This is a genomic window from Erythrobacter sp. S249 (assembly GCF_057364975.1).
Genome location: NZ_CP200287.1, coordinates 1,470,220 through 1,487,665, shown reverse-complemented (window position 1 = coordinate 1,487,665; position 17,446 = coordinate 1,470,220). Strand labels below are relative to the sequence as shown.

The 17,446-nt window shown below is 56.5% G+C and carries 17 protein-coding genes and 1 tRNA gene; 7 read left to right on the top strand and 11 right to left on the bottom strand.

Annotated elements, in window-relative coordinates:
- Window positions 1–35 precede the first annotated feature (35 nt).
- Window positions 36–122 (top strand) — tRNA-Leu (locus tag AC0V6V_RS06980).
- A 1-nt stretch (window position 123) separates the two neighbouring features.
- On the opposite strand, the gene AC0V6V_RS06975 is transcribed toward AC0V6V_RS06980, so the two are convergent.
- The 3 genes from AC0V6V_RS06975 to AC0V6V_RS06965 form a co-directional block, all read right to left on the bottom strand.
- A complete protein-coding gene (locus AC0V6V_RS06975; protein ID WP_486164711.1) occupies window positions 124–840 on the bottom strand; it encodes a hypothetical protein in 717 nt (238 codons plus the stop codon).
- Window positions 837–1,898 carry an O-antigen ligase family protein gene (locus tag AC0V6V_RS06970; protein WP_486164710.1) on the bottom strand — a complete coding sequence of 354 codons (1,062 nt, stop codon included), beginning with the start codon at window positions 1,896–1,898 and terminating at the stop codon, window positions 837–839. Before AC0V6V_RS06970 ends, AC0V6V_RS06975 begins: the two co-directional genes overlap by 4 nt.
- 311 nt (window positions 1,899–2,209) lie before the next feature.
- Entirely contained in the window at window positions 2,210–2,545 is a 336-nt protein-coding gene (locus tag AC0V6V_RS06965; protein ID WP_486164709.1) for a hypothetical protein, read from the bottom strand.
- A gap of 420 nt (window positions 2,546–2,965) precedes the next feature.
- On the opposite strand from AC0V6V_RS06965, the gene AC0V6V_RS06960 reads away from it, so the two are divergent.
- Genes AC0V6V_RS06960 through AC0V6V_RS06950 form a run of 3 tightly spaced genes read left to right on the top strand, consistent with a single transcriptional unit; the run spans window position 2,966 to window position 5,846 of the window.
- Window positions 2,966–3,760, top strand: a complete 795-nt coding sequence (locus AC0V6V_RS06960) for a glycosyltransferase family 2 protein (RefSeq protein ID WP_486166263.1) — start codon at window positions 2,966–2,968, stop codon at window positions 3,758–3,760.
- Window positions 3,761–3,811: 51 nt separating this feature from the next.
- Complete coding sequence (locus AC0V6V_RS06955) at window positions 3,812–4,630, top strand: hypothetical protein (protein ID WP_486164707.1); 819 nt, start codon at window positions 3,812–3,814, stop codon at window positions 4,628–4,630.
- Window positions 4,631–4,634: 4 nt separating this feature from the next.
- Complete coding sequence (locus tag AC0V6V_RS06950) at window positions 4,635–5,846, top strand: lipopolysaccharide biosynthesis protein (protein WP_486164706.1); 1,212 nt, start codon at window positions 4,635–4,637, stop codon at window positions 5,844–5,846.
- A gap of 57 nt (window positions 5,847–5,903) precedes the next feature.
- Here AC0V6V_RS06950 and AC0V6V_RS06945 read toward each other — a convergent pair whose 3' ends face one another.
- Window positions 5,904–7,934: a hypothetical protein gene (locus AC0V6V_RS06945; RefSeq protein WP_486164705.1), complete on the bottom strand. Its 2,031-nt coding sequence runs from the start codon at window positions 7,932–7,934 to the stop codon at window positions 5,904–5,906.
- Window positions 7,934–8,203 (bottom strand): spike base protein, RCAP_Rcc01079 family, encoded by a 270-nt coding sequence (locus tag AC0V6V_RS06940; protein WP_486164704.1) that lies wholly within the window; start codon window positions 8,201–8,203, stop codon window positions 7,934–7,936. Before AC0V6V_RS06940 ends, AC0V6V_RS06945 begins: the two co-directional genes overlap by 1 nt.
- A 216-nt stretch (window positions 8,204–8,419) precedes the next feature.
- Here AC0V6V_RS06940 and AC0V6V_RS06935 point away from each other — a divergent pair, with 216 nt between their 5' ends.
- Window positions 8,420–9,721 carry an O-antigen ligase family protein gene (locus tag AC0V6V_RS06935; protein ID WP_486164703.1) on the top strand — a complete coding sequence of 434 codons (1,302 nt, stop codon included), beginning with the start codon at window positions 8,420–8,422 and terminating at the stop codon, window positions 9,719–9,721.
- Here the strand turns inward: AC0V6V_RS06935 and AC0V6V_RS06930 are convergent.
- Genes AC0V6V_RS06930 through AC0V6V_RS06915 form a run of 4 tightly spaced genes read right to left on the bottom strand, consistent with a single transcriptional unit; the run spans window position 9,693 to window position 14,481 of the window.
- Window positions 9,693–10,652, bottom strand: a complete 960-nt coding sequence (locus AC0V6V_RS06930) for a glycosyltransferase family 2 protein (protein ID WP_486166262.1) — start codon at window positions 10,650–10,652, stop codon at window positions 9,693–9,695. The genes AC0V6V_RS06935 and AC0V6V_RS06930 overlap by 29 nt on opposite strands.
- A gap of 14 nt (window positions 10,653–10,666) precedes the next feature.
- Complete coding sequence (locus AC0V6V_RS06925; protein ID WP_486164701.1) at window positions 10,667–11,593, bottom strand: glycosyltransferase family 2 protein; 927 nt, start codon at window positions 11,591–11,593, stop codon at window positions 10,667–10,669.
- The gene (locus AC0V6V_RS06920) at window positions 11,553–13,751 is read right to left on the bottom strand and encodes a GumC family protein (protein WP_486164700.1); all 2,199 of its coding nucleotides are present in this window, start codon (window positions 13,749–13,751) and stop codon (window positions 11,553–11,555) included. The genes AC0V6V_RS06925 and AC0V6V_RS06920 overlap by 41 nt, the downstream gene beginning before the upstream one ends.
- Before the next feature lie 7 nt (window positions 13,752–13,758).
- On the bottom strand, window positions 13,759–14,481 hold the full coding sequence (locus AC0V6V_RS06915) for a polysaccharide biosynthesis/export family protein (protein WP_486164699.1): 723 nt from the start codon (window positions 14,479–14,481) through the stop codon (window positions 13,759–13,761).
- Between the two features lie 242 nt (window positions 14,482–14,723).
- Between AC0V6V_RS06915 and AC0V6V_RS06910 the strand changes: the two genes are divergently transcribed.
- Window positions 14,724–15,296, top strand: coding sequence for a hypothetical protein (locus AC0V6V_RS06910; protein ID WP_486164698.1), 573 nt, complete (start codon window positions 14,724–14,726; stop codon window positions 15,294–15,296).
- On the opposite strand, the gene AC0V6V_RS06905 is transcribed toward AC0V6V_RS06910, so the two are convergent.
- Both AC0V6V_RS06905 and AC0V6V_RS06900 read right to left on the bottom strand, forming a co-directional pair.
- Entirely contained in the window at window positions 15,293–15,754 is a 462-nt protein-coding gene (locus AC0V6V_RS06905) for a glycosyltransferase (protein ID WP_486164697.1), read from the bottom strand. The two genes, AC0V6V_RS06910 and AC0V6V_RS06905, sit on opposite strands and share 4 nt — an antisense overlap.
- A gap of 17 nt (window positions 15,755–15,771) precedes the next feature.
- On the bottom strand, window positions 15,772–16,218 hold the full coding sequence (locus tag AC0V6V_RS06900; RefSeq protein WP_486164696.1) for a glucuronosyltransferase: 447 nt from the start codon (window positions 16,216–16,218) through the stop codon (window positions 15,772–15,774).
- Between the two features lie 145 nt (window positions 16,219–16,363).
- On the opposite strand from AC0V6V_RS06900, the gene AC0V6V_RS06895 reads away from it, so the two are divergent.
- Window positions 16,364–17,446: a CaiB/BaiF CoA transferase family protein gene (locus AC0V6V_RS06895; RefSeq protein WP_486166058.1), complete on the top strand. Its 1,083-nt coding sequence runs from the start codon at window positions 16,364–16,366 to the stop codon at window positions 17,444–17,446.

Genomic DNA, 17,446 nt, shown 5'->3' with positions numbered 1-17,446 from the left:
CGCGAGTACGCTGTTGCAGCGCCGCGAGCAGGTGTGCCCAGATGGCGGAATTGGTAGACGCGCTAGCTTCAGGTGCTAGTATTCGCAAGGATGTGGAGGTTCGAGTCCTCTTCTGGGCACCATTCACTTCACACAATTATCGTTGACCGCGAACTTTGGGCGCAGCTTTAGAGTATTTGATTCGTCATTCAAAACCCTCTCCGCCTGCTTCAATTGCTTGCAATCAAACTCTGCGCCCTGAGCTTGTGCCTCGGTAATCAATTCCACAAAGATCGGCGGCGTCAGGTTCCTTGGCCCGCGCCGAAGGAAAGTGCTGTGCCAGCGTTTGGCTGGAGCCAAGACAGTCGCAAAGGTTGTGCGACTTTTGGGTGTACTCAAGGCTGCCTCACCCAGTTCAGTAAGCAGAGCGTCTGACGTGTTTGGCATGGCTATGAGAGCGGCATATCGTCTTGCGGCTTCGCTGTGGTTTTCCGTTTCGATAGCCAGTCTCAAGATTGCTTCCTGTGTGATCGGGTCGCGCCAGCCGCGGCGGCTGGCGGCTTGCAGGGTCCGCATGCTCGCTGCGTCATTTTGACTAAGAGCTTGGGCGATGGCCAAATTGCGCAAATGTTCAGCAGCGATTGGGCGGCGCGTTACTAGCTGCCGGGCTTCGGCCAGTGCTTGGTTGGGCGTACCTTCTGCGAGGGCGCGAGTGGTTAGCCGTTCTTGCGCGAAGGCCCGGAATGGAGCTGGAACGTGAGCAGCGAGATCGCCTGATACGCGGGCCTGCCGGTCAATCTGCGCTCCTATGGTGACTAGGCCGATGAGCAAAAGAGCTATGATCCAAAGTGCTTGCTTCATGCCTCTTGTTCCTGATGCGCCTTGCCAAAACGCAGCAATAGGATGACCGCAAATGCAGCCACTCCCAGCATGGTCTGGTTTCGAAGTGGGTAGTCCAATAATGATTGAAATGCGATGCTAGCGAGGATCGCGCTTCCACTCCAGGCGAACCATTTTTGCGCTGATAGCCGCGCTACCCATGACATCGAAGCAATCAAAATGAGCCACATCGCGATCAGAAAGACACCAACAAAACCAGCTTCAATTGCGACTTCCAAATAGTCATTATGCGCGCGGCCTGCGCGGCGGGGCGTGAGGTTCTCTAGAGATTCGGCCAGCTGAAAAACTTCGTCGAACGTACCCATGCCCGATCCGATCGGCCAATAGCGGCCCGCGGTGTAGGTGGCATCTTCCCAGATGTAGCTGCGGGCGTCCTCTCTGGCATCGAAGCGGTCGATGCTGTCGCCTATCCGCCCGGGCGCAAAGGCGAGAAGGCCAGCGATTAACGCCGCAAATACCAGGCGAGCAACCGTCCCTTTCTTCAGGAGATGACGTCTTTTGCTTGGGTTTTCCTGAGCCTTGCTGAACTTTGTGCCCAGAGTCTTCGCAAACAACATTGCGAGCGGCAAGGCGGCCAGAACTATGGTGGTGCGAGAGCGGGTGAGCAAAATGGCAGTGATCAACAGCAAGCAGATGGTCGCGCGCCAGACGGTAAGTCTTGAGGTATTCAGCGGAGCGGGCAGCAGCGCGGCGAGCGCAAGGGCGGAGACCAGAAACAAGCCAGCCGAATTGCGATTGGCAAAGGTCCCGAACAGGACGCCAGGCATTGGGTTTTCCGGATAGAGCAGTCCGCTCTGACCTTGCGTTACGACTTGGATCGCTCCGAGCAATACGCTGGTCAGAGCCAAGCCCACCAACGCCCAGGCGATCCAGATCAATTGGTGCCGCGAAAGTCGATAAGCGACAATCAGCACGGTGAGTGGCAAGATCAGACCTGCAATCGCTACAAGCGTTCTGGCCGGGTCAACGCTCATGGGAAACCAGATGTTCACCCCGGCTAGCGAGTGCGCTTTGAGCACCAACTCCCTGCCGGGTAAGACTTCTAAAACTCCTGGCGGTAGAGGAATGAGTTGCCCAATCGGAAGCAAGAGGCAAGCACCAACAAGAGCGCTAAGGGCAATTGGCGCCGTGCTCCAGAACTCCGCAAACGCGCGGCGATGCACGCCAAGCACAACGAGGGCGGCAAGTTGTACGGCCAGGTTTGCCAGAGCGTATCTGACGCCGCCTCCACCAGCTATCACCGCGAGAGTCAGTAGCGCAGCGAGCGCAAAGGCGCTTGATTGTTGGGAAATGCGATCAGCGCGCATGGGAGGCGATCAAAGGGCCCGCTTCAATTGGCCCCTGGCGATTGATTGAGGCCTCCATCACCGCGCTGTTCTTGACCACCATCTTCTTGAATGATCAGGATGCCGATGATTGCTCCCACACCGCCCAACAGCGCTAGCCATAGTACGCTGCGATCTGTACCCTCAGCAATCCAACTCTCATCAACGCCGTCCTCAAGCGCAGATCCAGCCGCCAATCCAGTACAGCAGACAGAGTAATCACCAGCCCTTGTATTGGCGTGGGTTGAAAATGGCGCGAAAAACAACGTAATACCGGCTGCGAAAGCCGCTAATTGATCTCGTAATGTTGGCGCCATGGTCTGGTTCTCTTTATCATCCAAATATTTTTATCAATTTGGTTCAAATTTGTAAATTTCTCTATCTTACAAATTTGAGAAATCCGATCAATTATTTTTCATTTTAATGAAGTTTTGCCGCTTAACCACCAAGTCCGATGAATAATTATTGGTGTGCTTGCTGGTTCAAATTGCGTTGATTGTAATGCTAAATCGCTAGAAGTTAATTGTTGTGCGTTGACCTTGAAAGGTGGCTCTGTAATTAATCTAATTAGAAAAAGCACAGAGTAATTTCCCCAGTACTTGGAGTTTTGATCCCATGACTATCAGCCACAAAGGCATCTTCTAAGTGGTAGCTAGGGCATAAATTTGTATCTGCTGATGTGTTTATGTAATTGTGATCTATCTGATTGATTCGCTATCTGTGGCATGGTGGTGCCCTTTGCTGACGGTTTGAGTGAAGCGATGCAGCAAGCCCCGAATTCAGCGCTGAGTTCCGATGATTTCTGCCTGATCGTGGCGGTCAATAATGATGAGATACTCAGTGAATGCTTGCAGCGGTCTCCGGATGTTGCGAGCGGCGCTTTGCCAATCACGGAGATCCGGGGCGCGAGCAATATGGCGGACGCCTATAATCAGGGTTTAGCCAAAACCTCGCGGGGCATTTGTGTCGTTGCTCACCAGGATGTGTACTTGCCGCAGGGCTGGCTGGAGCGTGCCGTCGCGGCGCTCAATGCTCTGAGCGAGAGCGCACCGGATTGGATGGCGGCAGGTCCTTATGGAGTTCGTCCTAACGGGGAGCATATCGGCCGGGTCTGGGATGTGACGATGGGAAAAGAGCTAGGATCTAGCGGCTTTGCCCCAGTACAAGTCGGTTCATTTGACGAGCTGGTCTTGATCTTGCGCCGAGAGCCGGGTTTCCAATTCGATTCTAATTTGCCGCATTTCCACCTTTACGGGACGGATCTGGCGCAGAGCGCGATTGCGGCTGGCAGAACGGCTTGGGCGGTGGAGCTGCCCGTGGTTCATAACAATCGGCCAATTGTCTCGCTTGGTGGAGGCTATAGTGATGCTTATCACTACGCCCGCAAAAAATGGCGAGAAAATCTGCCAATTCACACCTCTATTTGTGCGTTGTCGAACAATCCGCTGGCGCTTTGGCGTGCACAGTGGAGGCGGCGGAAAGTAAAATCGCGCGGTCCTTATTTGCAAGCCGACGCGCGGGACATTGCTAGGCAAGCGGGCTATGAAGCGCCATAGCTTAGACGGTTTTGCGGGTAGGGCGGTATTCTTGGCTAGGGGGCTTGGTCTTTGCCATCATTAGCAGTGCTGGGCATGCATCGCTCCTACACTTCGCTGGCCGCGCGGTGGCTGGCCAATTGCGGGATCGATATGGGCGGCTCCACGTTAGGCGCTGGGATTGGCAATGAGCATGGGCACTATGAAGATGTCGAATTTTTGACGTTTCATACCAAAGTTTTGGCGGTGCATGGATTGTCCAAGAATGGCATGGCCGATTGGGGCGCGCGCTCATTTGATCCATCCGCTTATCGCGCGATGAAGATCGAAGGCGAACTGGCCGAAGAAGGCCACGCTCTTCTGGAGCGGAAGCGAAGGTCCAATAAGTGCTTTGGCTGGAAGGAACCGCGCACTTGCCTCTTCCTGCCTTTCTATCGCGAGGCGCTTGATCCCTTTGCGCTGATCTTGTTTCGCCCCTTTCAAGAAGTCGTGTCTTCATTGCTGGATCGGGAACGACGTGTCCATGCGGAGACTGGCCATCGCGGTTGGCGAAAGGCCTATTACTGGGCGATGCGATCCCGCAGTGAGGCGTGGTTTGAGCAATTGCGCAGCGACTATCTGGAGGCCTGGATATATTACAATCAATGCTTGCTGGACCATATCGAGGCAAGCGAGCCTAACCGCTATATGGTGCATGATCTAGCCAGCATGGTCGCAAATGATGGTGCTATAATTGAACGGCTGAACCAGTGGGGTTTCGATTGCGAGATGCGGGCGCTTGGCGCACTGAAGGAGGCGACCACAAAGCGTGAATTGAAGGGGTTGAGCAATGATGAGCTTGGCCGCGCACAGCATATAACCCAGCGCTTTTTCGAGCTAATTGGCCGATAGCGCCGTGACGGTCTGGAAACGAATACGCAAAAATGCAGGCTGGTCACTGGTATCGCTCGGCGCGGTTGCCGTGTTCGGGTTTGCGGCCATGTATTTCAACGCCCGGGCGCTCGGCGTCGATGGCCTTGGCACGCTGGCTACACTGCTGGCTCTTACAATGATGTTAGAGGCTTTGGCTGGCATGCAACTGTGGCAGGCAGTTTTAGCATTGTCCGAAGGTCGAGAGAGCCGAATATTGGGCGCGGCGTTGATCCTAAATCTGCTGGCGGCGGCGATTGGAGTGCTGCTTGGCCTCGGCGCTCTGATGTGGTTGGATTGGGAGGGCGGCTGGGCCGCGATTGTGCTGATCGGATCGCAGCTGTTTCGAACGTCTGACCCAATGACCGGAATTTTGCGCAAGCACGATCGCTTTGATTACTTGGCGATCGTCCGATCAGGAGCCGCTGCGGTTAGCCTGCTCGTTGCCGCGGTGTTTTGGCACGTTGCAGTTCCGATAGACGCGTATTTAATTGCTTTTGCGCTGGTCTTTGTGGCCACGAACGCAGTTCTGCTTGCAAAGGTATGGCAATTGTGTGTGCCAGAGCGGCCGGCCCGCGGTGAAACTCTTGAGGTATTGAAGTTCTGCCTGCCGACCGGGCTGTCGGGCGCTGTGGGTGCGGTGAGGCAGCGCGGCATGATTGTGTTGTTGGGCTCGGTTGCCGGCACTTCCATGGTCGGCATTTATGCCGTGGCTGACCGGATCGCCTCACTGATGCAAATGCTCTACCGCGCCGCATTCGAAGCCGTATTTCGAGAAATGCCAACCGCAACAAGTCCGCTGAGATTGGCGGGTGTGATTGCCGCATTCGGACTATTCGCTTCCACAGCAGCCTTGGTAGCGGTCTATTGGCTGGGTGTGCCAATAATTGAACTTGTCGCAGGGCCGGAATTCGTACCCGCCGCAGCCACCCTAAACTGGCTCGTGCTCGCGATTTGCGTGAGTCTCACGACCCTAGGGTTGAGGGCGCTAACAATTGTCAAAATTGGACCAGGGGCGATGCTGAAATGCAATCTCTTTGCCTTGATCGCATTGCTCGCTGCCCCTTGGATGATTGAACAACACGGCACCGTTGGTGCGGCTATGATCCAGGTTTTTTTCGAAGTCTTGTGGATCGGCGCGGTTTTGCTGGTGATGCTGCGAAACTGGTCTTCGCTGAGCACTTCTACGCAAGATTAAGCGATGTGAGAGCCGGAGCGTTGGGACAGCTCCGGCTCTCTTTGCCTCCCGCGAGGCTCAACCAAAGATCGACTTTCCGACAGCGCCTACCGCTCCATAGGTCGAGCGTTTCGCGCAGTTCAAATCGCCGCGCAGCACTGGGCTCTTACCATTGATCAGAAGATCACCGGCAGGGGTGAAATCGCCATTGTCGGCATCGACATAAAGCGAGCCAAAGTTGCCGCCGATTGACGTCCCGTTTGCCCCTGTTGGAGGTGACGATCCGGCATGTACGTGATTGTCAGCAACAATTGGATCGGGATCCGCCGCGCCGCCCCAACGCAATTCTTGCGATACGTTGTTTGCAATCAGGCAGTATACGTCGGGGTTGAACGTGCTGTCGCTGCGCATGGTGATTGTTTGGCTCGCCATGGAATTGTGCGCGATAATCACATGGCTGTGGGCGGAGCTGAACTGGCTTTGCGCGCCGCTGCTTAGGAAGTTCTCAAACGCATTGTTCACGATCATCACGTCGCTGAACCCGCCGGGTGCGGTCAGGAAGATGTTCTGCGCATCAATATCCCACATCCGGTTTTCTGCGATAATGATATTCTCAATCGCTGAATTGCCGCTCAGTTGATAGATATCGGCATGGATGTCGAACTTTGTATGCAAGACCAGCGGCGCTGACTTTACATCCTGCTGACCAAAGACGGCCTGCGGAGAGCCGCTATCCAGACACAGTCCAAAAGCCGCAAAGCGATTGTCCAGCACGGCCGCGCTCCAACCGGGCTGCGCATTGATCCAGTCGGCTAGGTTTTGAACCGTATAATTGGTATCGGCGAGAAACGCGGCCTTGTCGGTTCCAGTCACAAACGTCCCGATGCTTGCGCCATCTTCTCGCAAGGTGAAGGTTTTCGGACCAATACCGCTCGCTGCGATGGTCGCGCTTCCAGCAGACCCGGTGTATTCGACGCTCAAAGCAGCCATGCCGTCACGGAAATAACTGCCGTCGAAATCCTGTACGGTGTTGCCAACAAAGGCATATGTGCCGTTTGCGAGATCGGACCAGCACTGGTTGAATTCGCATCCGCGAACCAGATGCTGACCCGTCGCGCAGTTTGCCAAATTGCTGAAACTGCATTCGGTGATCCAATGCCGACCGCGCAATATCCAGGCCAGCGTGTTGCGAGGCACTTTTAGCGGGGCGTTATTGCGGCCATTGCTGTTGGTCAAGATGCAGCCATCGAACCAATTGTTCCGCGCCCATCCAGGCTCAAAATAATACTCGCTCGATCCAGCAAAATCGAATTCGCAGCGGCGAAAGCAAACTGGCTCAAAGCGGGGGCGGAAGAAGCTGAGCGTGCCGTCCGCTTGCAGGTCTTGGGAAAAGCGAACGCCGGGAACAGTGGCTTCCACGACAAGCCATTCAGCCTCCGCGCCCCTGTTCCAATTGCGGTCTGTCAGTGCGTAATCGCCGGCTTTCTCAATTTGCACCCGCAAGGCACCGGATGCACCTTGCTGCTTCATCGCATTGATGGCCGGATTGATGTCGTGATAATTCGTGGCCGAAAGCGGCAAGTCGGGATTGACGGTAAAGTCGAGTTCCCACTCCTCGTCATTCGGATGAAAGGTGTAGGGGCCGATCACGCGGCTTTGCATGCTGGTGTCGGTCGGGACCGCCTCAAAATACACATCGGCTGCGCCATTGCCGCTGTATTCGAGCTCACACCACCAACCCCAATAGCATTTGGTGATACCATTGGCGTCAACGAGGTTACGCACGCTCGGTGCGGCAATATCGACGATGTTGCCTTCATAGTGGACGCGGACAAACGACAGGCCGTCTGTGTCGAACAAAGTGCCAGAATTGTTCGCCGCCGCCCGCACGCCGACCGTAAGATTGCTGGAAAAGCGTTGCTTGGGCGGAGTGATGAGACGCAGCACCGGCTTGGCGGTTGTCCGAGCTGTATCAGCGGGCGTGGATGCAAACCCGCTGCCCGCTGCTCCGGTCCAATTTTCGCCCGGGATGATGGTCGCTTTGCTCGATGCGGATGCTGCGTTTAGCAGCCTCGCAACCGAGCCAAAGCCAAATCCGACGCGCCCCATTAGGCCAGTCCGATAATGTTCGCTGCTGTCGTGCCGGATGCGCTGACTCTCCGAGCGCGGACATCGATAATGCTGCCTGATGGAACGCTGGTGAAGACGACTGGGGCATCGGCGCGGACCGACGTGACGGCCAGATCACCGCCTTCGCCAATGTAAAGCGCCTTGGTTGCGCACATCAGATCGTCTGTGTCGCTGGGTGTGATTTCAAAGCAATATTCAGCTGGCGCCATTGGGCTGTCGGCTTGGTTGCGGAACGGGTCTTGTTGCATTTCGATGTCCTCGGATTCGCGTTGGATGAAACTGTCCGAGGATAAGAACATAAATAGAACATGTAGGAAAGTTGTTTGCGAGTAGAGGTGCTCGCGGTGCAAATTGCGGTGCGAGAACTTGGGTCTGGCAAGAGCGGACGCGGTGATGCACAGTAGGCTTGGGCAATCGACGTAGTGCATTGTTCAAAGGTCAAAGGAAGCCGCCACAATATCCCAATGGAAAATTCTACAGCCTTGCTAATCAACTCAGTGACTGCGCCGCAGATGGTGCGGGGTTATGAGGTTGAGCGATGGCGCATCTTTGGCGCGGCGGCGCTGGTTTATTGTCTGCTGATCCCGCTGCCGTTCAATTTTAGCGTCGGCACATTGCTGCTGCCGCCTTATCGATTGTTCCTGATCGGCGCGGTATTCTTCATCCTTCGTGACGTTCTGAAGGGCCACCTCAGGCTTTGCGCGGCCGATTATGTCGTCGCCGCGCTCGGGGTTTGGATCGCCATATCCTCTATTGTGACCATGGGGTTGGACCAAGCGGTGCAGGCCTCTGGCTCTTTGATCCTGGACATAATCATCGCCTATTTCTGGCTGCGCACCACGCTTCGTTCGCTCAAGGATTTGCGCATTCTGCTGGTTCTTGTTGCGCCCGGGCTGGCAGTCACGGGACTTTTCACTGGGGCTGAATCGCTTCTCCAGACGCATCTGGTCATGCCCGCTGCGAGTGCGATTACTGGACAAGTCCATGAACTTGAACCGTCGATCCGGCTCGGCCTGATGCGCGCGCAGGGGCCGTTCCCGCATCCAATACTCGCCGGGATTTTTCTGGGCAGTTTCTTGCCGCTTTATCTGGTGGCTGGCCTGCGTGGCTGGCCCTTGTGGCTCGGTCTGTTTGGAGGCTTGTGCTGCGTGTTCACGTTCAGCTCCGGTGCGTTCTTGGTGCTTGCCGCGGGCCTCGCATTGGTTGCGGCAAATTTTATGATTTCCCGCACAAGCATGGTCAGCTGGCGGCTTGCGCTTTTGGGATTGCTGGCCGTAATTGTTTTTCTGGAGGTGGCCAGTCAGTCGGGCGTTGTAAAGCTGATCACCCGGTTCGCAGCTCTTAACAATCAAACAGCTTTCTTTCGCCTGCTCATTTGGGATGAAGGCATTAAGACGGTGGTCGAAAATCCGCTGTTCGGGATCGGCTTTGGCGATTGGGCCCGGCCACGCTGGATGCCGCCATCGGTCGACAATTACTGGCTGGTCTTGGCGATGCGGCACGGGGTCATGGCTCCCGTCCTCGCATTGCTGGCGGTCGTGATTGCTGTGGTTGGCCTCGCCCGTAATTCCGTGCCTTTGGCGAGCGTTGATCAGAACACGATGCGCGGCGCTGCAATTGCCTTGTCGGTAACGTGCCTAGGCGTGTTTTCGGTGGCCTTGTGGTTATCGCCTCAGGTTTGGTTTTTCGCCTTGCTTGGCATCTCCGTATCGCTTTCTCAGCACACTATTGCTTTTGCTAGGCCAATGCGCCCCCATCGAGCCTAGCCTTTAGGCCTGACTTCGGATCATAGCCGCGCAGCCACAGGCCTGGCCGAAGTGCAACGTGGCGATACCCCTTGCCTGCAGCGGCAAGCCGGTCGCTGTACCAACCCAAAAGCGCGCCGAGGACTACCCGCAACAGCGCGGCCTTCCAGATCAATACAGCGGCGATGATCCGCTTGGGCAAAGGCCAGTGTTTCTTGAGGAATTCCATGGTCCCAGCGGCTTGATAGAGGCGTCGGAGGGGCGACTGAAAATTCCCATGAGCGATTTGGTGGTGCGCTTTTGCTTCGGCAATTTGCCTTAAGCCGTATCCGCATTGACTCAGACGCAGGCATAGATCGACTTCTTCGCAATACAGGAAGAAACGCTCGTCCAAGCCGCTCATCCTCTCCCAAAGGTCGCGCCGGATCATGAAGAATCCGCCGGACAAAACATCTGCTGGCCGGTCGCTCGTAATACTTGAAGAGGACTCATAACTCGCCCCCGTGAGGCCCAGCATACTCGATAGAAACCCGCGCAAGGACGGAATTTGAATGGAATTGCCAAAGTCGGGCTGGCCGTCGCTATCGAGCGTGATGCCGCCCCATGCACCGGCTTCTGGGTAGCGCGCGGCGCCGTCCAGCAGCGCATCGAGCGCGCCCTCCTGAAGAAAAGCATCTGGGTTGAGCAGCAGCAGATACTGCCCCTTCGCGTGCTGGGCCAAACGGTTGTTCGCTCGCGCAAATCCGACATTGCCTTCGCTGGCTATGGTTGTGACATCCGGGAAAGCTTCGGAGACGTGTTGCTCAGTCCCGTCACTGCCATTGTCGACGAGCAGGACTTCAACGCGGGCCCGCCCACCAGCCCTCTCAATTGAGTCCAAGCACGCATCAATACAGCCGCGCGAATTGAAGGCCACGACCAGAATTGAAATGTCGATTGGTGAGGAGATCACGGGGCGATCTACTTTCACAGGCTGCGCGAGCTATGATCGCGGACCCAGATCGCCTGCTGCCCGCGCAGCTTACGCCACTCGGCAAGCAACTTCGAGGCCAGTTTCAGTCCCGCAAAGGTCATGGCGGCTAAGGGCGCATTCCCTTCGAAGAAAGCTGATTTGAGCAGGCCTGTGCCTGTCTCTGGCAAATGGGGACTCGGGAAATGGCCGCGAACCTGCTCACTGCCGATCCGCCGTCGTGCTTCTATACGGACCTGCTCGATAGCGGTCTGAGGCGGGGTTATGGTGGAATAGGCTGGTTCCCCGGCGCTATTTTGCGTCACTAGAGCTCTTTCATGATCAGCGAACCGAGACAAAGCCCACAAATCATCGGCGATAATCGCAGGGAAGGGGCCTATCCGCTCCAAGCCTTCCTGTGAGATGGCAAAGCATCCTGCCCCTCCCAGCGCGGACGACGCAAAGCTCTGCTGCTGCCAGATCTTGTAATAGGCCCGTACGGACGAGCTACACCCCGAGGTATCAAACCGTGCCTTTGGCACCGCGGCCAGCACCTCACTATTCCCTAATGCATCCGCCAGCGCCCGGAGCGTTCCAAAGCTGCACCTCACATCTGCATCCAGGAACACTTGAGGGAAATACGAAGCGGCGGATCGTCCCGCGTTCATCGCCGCGGTTTTTGATGGTTGCGCTATTTCTATGACTTTTATCTCAGGCGCAAAATCGCGCGCTATCCGGGCGGTTTGATCGCTGCATCCATTGGCCACCACGAGCACTTCGAACTCGGCTTCGGCCGGCGCATCTTCATATAGGCTTGTGAGGCAACGCGCGATTACTGCGGCCTCATCATGAGCGGGAATGATGACCGTGAAACTTGCCGCGCCCATCGGCCTGAGCTCCCGCTTATTTGTCCTCATATTGGTAATAGCGGTATTGGTAATCATAGCTCTGCCCAGCGGTCAGCGCGCGATACTTTGTCAGGACCACGCCCAAGACATTAGCGCCAACACCTTGCAACCGCTTAACCGCCGCTTTGGCTTGGCCGAACTGCACTTTGTTTGCCTCAAGAATGAAGACTGTCCCATCAACATGTTTGGCGAGCAGCGGGGCATCGGCGATCCCCATGACCGGCGAGGAATCGATCAGGATGATCGAATAGTCTTGTCGCTGCTTAGATACAAAATTGGCCAGATAATCTGACGACAGGGTTTCGACCGGATTGGGCGGAAGCGCGCCGACGGCCAGTACGTCCAAGTTTTCATGAGGCCCTTTGACCACTGCCGTTTCGAAATCAGAATGTCCGAGCAATACCTCGACGAGCCCAGCTTCGGGAGGCTCGCTGCCAAGCAATTTCGCGATCGACGGCTTACGCAAATCCCCGTCAATAAGCAGCGTCTTGCGCCCCAACCGAGCAAACATCTCAGCCAGGACCAGCGCGCTGGTCGATTTGCCTTCGCCTGGCTGGGCGCTGGTGAATTGCAGCACGTTTTTGTCGCGCGACATTGCGTAGTCGAGGGTGGACTGGATCGATGCATAGGCCTCCATCAAGGCGCCATGCTGCTCTGACCCCTCTTCATGGATCTTGGCCTCATCGACAAAGGGTGTGTGCCCAAACAACGGCAATCTGACCTTCGATTCAACGTCGTCGAGCGAGCGCAGGCGATCATCAAAGGTCTCGCGGATCACGGCCAATCCGCCGGCCAGAGCGATGCCGCCAACCAAAGCGATCAGCAAATTGCGCATGAGATTGGGCGATATGGGCGATGAGGGCACCAACGCTGGGTCTAGCCGTGTTATGGAGCCGCTTTGCACATTGGCCGCTGTGCTGATCGAGTTGAACCGCTCCAAGAGTTCTGCAAGCTGGCTGCGAAGCGCGCCGGCTTCTCGTTCAAGGACGCTGAATTGCACCTGACGATCTTGTTCGTTGAGCGTCGCTTGCGTGACGGAGCGGAGCTCGCGTGTGAGCGCGCGTTCCTGCTCGCGGGCAATCACAAAGTCACTGCGAATGCTTGCCTTGATATCGGCACTGGCGTCCTCGATTTGCCGTTCAATTTCGGCAATCTGAGCGTTGATTTCGACAATTGAAGGATATTGGTCATTGTAGCGCTGCTGCAGATTGGTGCGCTCACCGATGAGCCGTGCCCGTGTGTTCTGCAGGTTTTGGACCACCACATTGTTCTGAACCTCCGGCAATTGCGCAGCCGGCATGGTGGAAACAGCTCTCCACCGTTGCTGCGCCGTTATGCGTTTTGCCCGCGCGGCGCTGGCGGTCTCATTGATGCTCGTCAGGTTCGCTGCGGTCGTGGTGGTTGCCGCTTCGCCGTCTTCGTTTGCAGGCTTTTGCGTGACGATGCCATTGCTGCGGGCATAGGCGTTTGCAGCCTTCTCTGCATCTTGGAGCTGGGCCCGCACATCGGCGATCTGTTCTTGCAAATAAGTGCGTGCATATTCGTTGCTGTCGACATTCCGCCGCGTGTCAGATGATACATAGGCCTCGGCATAGGCGTTCGCGATTTCCGCCGCCAAAGCCGGGTCTTCTGATTGATAGCTGATCGTCGCGATCCGGCTGTCATAGGGAATATCTGCGGTCAGCCCGCGCTTCAGCATCGACGCGGCCATGGCGGTTTTATCTTCAAGCCATTGCTCGTCACTGAGGCCAGTCGGGCGGCCACTGTCTGCTTCTTCACCCATGAATCCGGGGCGCCCAGCAAGTTTGAGATTTTGCGCCACAACCAGCGCAAGATTGTAGCTTTCGATCACGCCAACTTGCGTCGCCATATAGCTCGAGATTTCATTGTTGTAGATTTGCGGGGCGACATCCTGGCCTTCGACCACGTAAAGCCCGCGCGGTTCCACCCGCAACGTCGTGTCAGCCTGGTAGATCGGCTGCTGCAGCATTGTGAGTATCAGGCCGGCAACAAGAGCCAGCAGGACAGTGCCGCCGATCGTCCAGCGCTGTCTGAACAGCAATCCGCGCAATGCGGTCACATCGAACAGCGGTCGACGCTCCTGAGTGCTCGCCTGAGGAGATGGGAGATAGCGCTCGTACCAAGCATTGACTGGCTCGGGTGTCGGGCTTGGAACTGCGGACGTTTCGTTCATGACCGGCTCAATTGTCCAAGCTCGCAAACACGCCGAATGCTGGCAGCGCGCGCAGGGTGTCTTGCCAGAATTGCGACAAAGTCGAGGTGCCGACCACAACCCGGTCGCCGGGTTCTAGCACCGGGTCGAGCATTGTCCCGCGGCTGACCTCGCCATAGTCGAAGCGCGCCGCGTAAATACCATCTGCGCGGGTGCGGAAGACGGCCACTTGTTTTAGTTCAGCTACGCGGGTCACCCCCTTGGCCATTGCGATCGCGGATGATAGACGCGCGCCCGGCTGAAACGGGTATACGCCTGCTTCTTGCACGGCTCCTTCGACCGTCACCAGATGGGACGCATAATCGGAGATATTGACGCTGACGCGCGGGTTCTTGAGGCCCAGCGTATCTAACCTTTGGGTGAGTTCGTTCTCAATCTCACCGGTTGTTTTGCCGCCAACTTCGTGGCGTCCGAGCATCGGGAGCGAGACGATCCCATCTACGCCGACGCGCACATCTTCGAGGGAAAGATCAGGCTCGCGAAAGACACCGACGGAGATCACATCAGAAGCGCGCAGCCGATAGGTGCTGGGCTTCTGGAAGGTGTAGTCGGCCTGTCCCAGCGCTTCATCGGGCTCAGTGACGCTTGCGCCGATATTGGCCGGAGGCAGGGAAGCGCAGCCCCCTAGAATGGCTACAGCGCCAAAGATTGGAGCACCGCGAAGTGCTTGATCAATAATTTGATTTTTCACAATAATGACCCCAAAGACTTTTTTCAAGTCTCAAGTAATAAATGATAGTTTCCTAAATCCTGAGGTGCAATAGTTTATGTCAGCAACTACAAATTGATCCGATGTCGCCCAGTGATCAGGATCAATGTGCGGATCATCTAAGTTCGGGCTGGGACTGCGTTCTGGCGGCTGGACCGGCTGAAACGGGACATTTGCGCTTGGATACGTGCTTGTTTCCACTCAACTAAAGAAGGGCAGAGGCTGTGCTTCAGGATGTATCGCTCCTCAATTGGCTTGGCGCAGGTCTCTATCTCTTCGTGGTCATGATGTGCGGGGCGGCATGGCGTGCTTCTGTGCAGCAAGGCATGAGCATGCCGCATGGGCGCGTTTGGTTCCTGATGGCTTTGTTCTTTTGTCTGCTTATCGCGTCGCGGTTGTTGGGTCTTGAGGATATGCTGCGCGATGTGATGCGCGATCTGCTGCGATCTCAGGGTACTTATGAGGCTCGCAGCGTTTGGCAACTTCCCGCCGTGATTGCTCTGTTTGCAATTGCAGTCTGCGCCCTTGGCTTGATTGGCCGACAAGGACTGCGCGCCACGTCCGGTGCGGTCAATAGCGGCGCAAATAGGATGCTGATGACTGCGCAGCTGGCCGCATTTGCGATGCTGTTGTTGAGTGCGCTGCGAATCATATCGCTGCATTCGGTCGACGCCCTGCTGTATGGAGGCGCACTAAAGGTGAACTGGATCGTCGATATTGGCGCGTCACTTGTCGTCGCCGGATGCGCGGCGCAGTACGCGGTGATTGTAGCGGGCAGTCAGAGCGGCAGTCGCTAAATCTGTCTATCCTCAATGAAGCTGGAGACTGCGTCTAGAAGCTCTGCGGAGGCCTGAGGTTTGGCGTCAGGCAGGTCTGGGTTTGCCAGGCTCTTGCTGATCGCAGCACCGAGGTCATTTGTATCCCAAGCAACAAGGATGCCGTGCCGATTGCTCAGCTGCTTGGCTGTCGCCAACTGATGATCATTGCGATGTTCGCCTAACTCCGCTCTTCGCGGAAGTAAGATGACTGGTTTTTGCAGCCTTTGCGCGGTCAGGATTGTGCCAATCCCGGCGTGGGAAACGATCAGTTTTGACTCGGTTGCCAGCGCTTCAAACTGGCCCGTACCCAGGCTTTCGTGTGTTTCCATATTGGCTGGGTGGTACTGGCTTCGTCCCGTCTGAGCGATTACGGGCATATCCAGCGTTGGCGCAATTTCGTCCATCGCGCGTATCAGCCGATCAAACCCCAGTTGCATGCCGACGGTCACCAAAATCACAGGACTGACCCACGAAAACGGGGCTTAGTGTCGCTCGCCAAATGGCTCCATTGGGTGAGGCATTCATGAGCCACGTGTTGCGACAGCTTCCCGCACATTGAGAGCTGTTCGGCATTGGCGACGCTATCGACCCATAGCGTTTTGGCGCCGATCAATCGGCCGACGAGGATGCAGAAAAATCCGGGTGCGGCACCGGTGGAGATCACAATGCTCGGCCTCTCCCTCAACACGAGACGGACCGCCGCAATCAGGCAAAGGAGCGCGCGAATGGGCGTGCGCTGATTGCAATCAGGCAATTCGGCAGCATCCCCAATTCCATGGGCGGCGGCCATGCCTTTATGGGTCGTGGCATAACAGACATCGTGCGGATCAAGTGACGATCGCAGCATCATCAGCTGCTCCCAGTGCCCTCCGCCCGAAGCGACTGCCAGGACCTTTTTCATATCGTAACTGGCCCCTCATCTGGCAAAAATCGCCGACCAAACAATTGTGTGACTTGTGCTCACAAAGTCAATCAATCTCCCGCTCGATATCTTGCCAGCCGAAGCCGGGCAGGCCAATGTCGCCCGCAAGAGGGAGAGGAATTGCATGACGCAATCGAATGGGCCGCTAACCGGCCTCAAAGTGGTCGAGTTTACAGGCATTGGCCCAGGGCCGCACGTTGCAATGCTGCTCGCGGATCTGGGCGCTGAAGTTGTTCGGATTGAGCGCCATGGCACTCAGATCAGCAACCCAGTGGTCGAACGGGCGCGCAATCGCGTTGCGGTCGATGTGAAGAGCGATGAGGGCCGCGCATTTTGCCTTGAGACTTTGGCCAAAGCAGACGTTTTGATCGAAGGGTTTCGCCCCGGTGTGATGGAGCGGTTAGGTCTGGGCCCAGATGAGGTGCTCAGCGCGAATGAACGCTTGATCTATGCTCGGATGACCGGGTGGGGTCAGGAAGGTCCGCTCGCAAAGGCGGCTGGACACGACATCAATTATATCGCGATCACGGGCGCTCTCGCCGCGGTTGGACGGGCCGGAGAGCCGGCGATACCGCCGCAGAACCTTGTCGGTGATTTTGGCGGCGGATCAATGTACTGCGCATTTGGAATTCTTGCCGCTCTCTATGAACGAGAGCGGTCGGGCAAAGGGCAAGTTGTCGATGCGGCGATTGTCGATGGAGCCACCAGCCTAATGAGCTTTTTCTTTGGTGCTGGCTCGCGGCCATTCCTTTCGACCGAGAAGGGGAAGGGCATGCTTGGCGGAGCGGCGCACTTCTATCGCTGCTTTGAATGCGCTGACGGTTTGGAAGTCTCCGTGGGTGCGATTGAGCCGCAGTTTTATGCCGAGTTTCTCGCAAAATCGAATGCGCCGAGCGAACTTTCCGAAGGTCAGATGAACCCACGCAATTGGGATGATTATGCTGAGCAACTGACGGCCATGTTCAAGACCAAGACGCAGGCCGAATGGTGCGATTTGCTCGAGGGTAGCGACGCTTGCTTTGCGCCTGTCCTTCCGGTCGAGCAAGCCCGTGAGCATCCGCATTTGAAGGCGCGCGGTGCCTATGTGAAGCATGGCGGGGAGTGGCACACGGCTCCGGCTCCTCGGTTTAGCCGCACACCGGGCGTCATCCGGGGCAGCGCGATGGACGGGGCAGATGTTGCTGCAAGCTGGAAGAAGGAAGACTGA

Bases quoted from the DNA above. Each gene is read 5' to 3' on its own strand.
- AC0V6V_RS06975 (WP_486164711.1), bottom strand. From the start codon at position 840: ATGAAGCAAGCACTTTGGATCATAGCTCTTTTGCTCATCGGCCTAGTC.
- AC0V6V_RS06960 (WP_486166263.1), top strand. From the start codon at position 2,966: ATGCAGCAAGCCCCGAATTCAGCGCTGAGTTCCGATGATTTCTGCCTG.
- AC0V6V_RS06945 (WP_486164705.1), bottom strand. From the start codon at position 7,934: ATGGGGCGCGTCGGATTTGGCTTTGGCTCGGTTGCGAGGCTGCTAAAC.
- AC0V6V_RS06940 (WP_486164704.1), bottom strand. From the start codon at position 8,203: ATGCAACAAGACCCGTTCCGCAACCAAGCCGACAGCCCAATGGCGCCA.
- AC0V6V_RS06935 (WP_486164703.1), top strand. From the start codon at position 8,420: ATGGAAAATTCTACAGCCTTGCTAATCAACTCAGTGACTGCGCCGCAG.
- AC0V6V_RS06925 (WP_486164701.1), bottom strand. From the start codon at position 11,593: ATGATTACCAATACCGCTATTACCAATATGAGGACAAATAAGCGGGAG.
- AC0V6V_RS06920 (WP_486164700.1), bottom strand. From the start codon at position 13,751: ATGAACGAAACGTCCGCAGTTCCAAGCCCGACACCCGAGCCAGTCAAT.
- AC0V6V_RS06905 (WP_486164697.1), bottom strand. From the start codon at position 15,754: ATGCAACTGGGGTTTGATCGGCTGATACGCGCGATGGACGAAATTGCG.
- AC0V6V_RS06900 (WP_486164696.1), bottom strand. From the start codon at position 16,218: ATGAAAAAGGTCCTGGCAGTCGCTTCGGGCGGAGGGCACTGGGAGCAG.
- AC0V6V_RS06895 (WP_486166058.1), top strand. From the start codon at position 16,364: ATGACGCAATCGAATGGGCCGCTAACCGGCCTCAAAGTGGTCGAGTTT.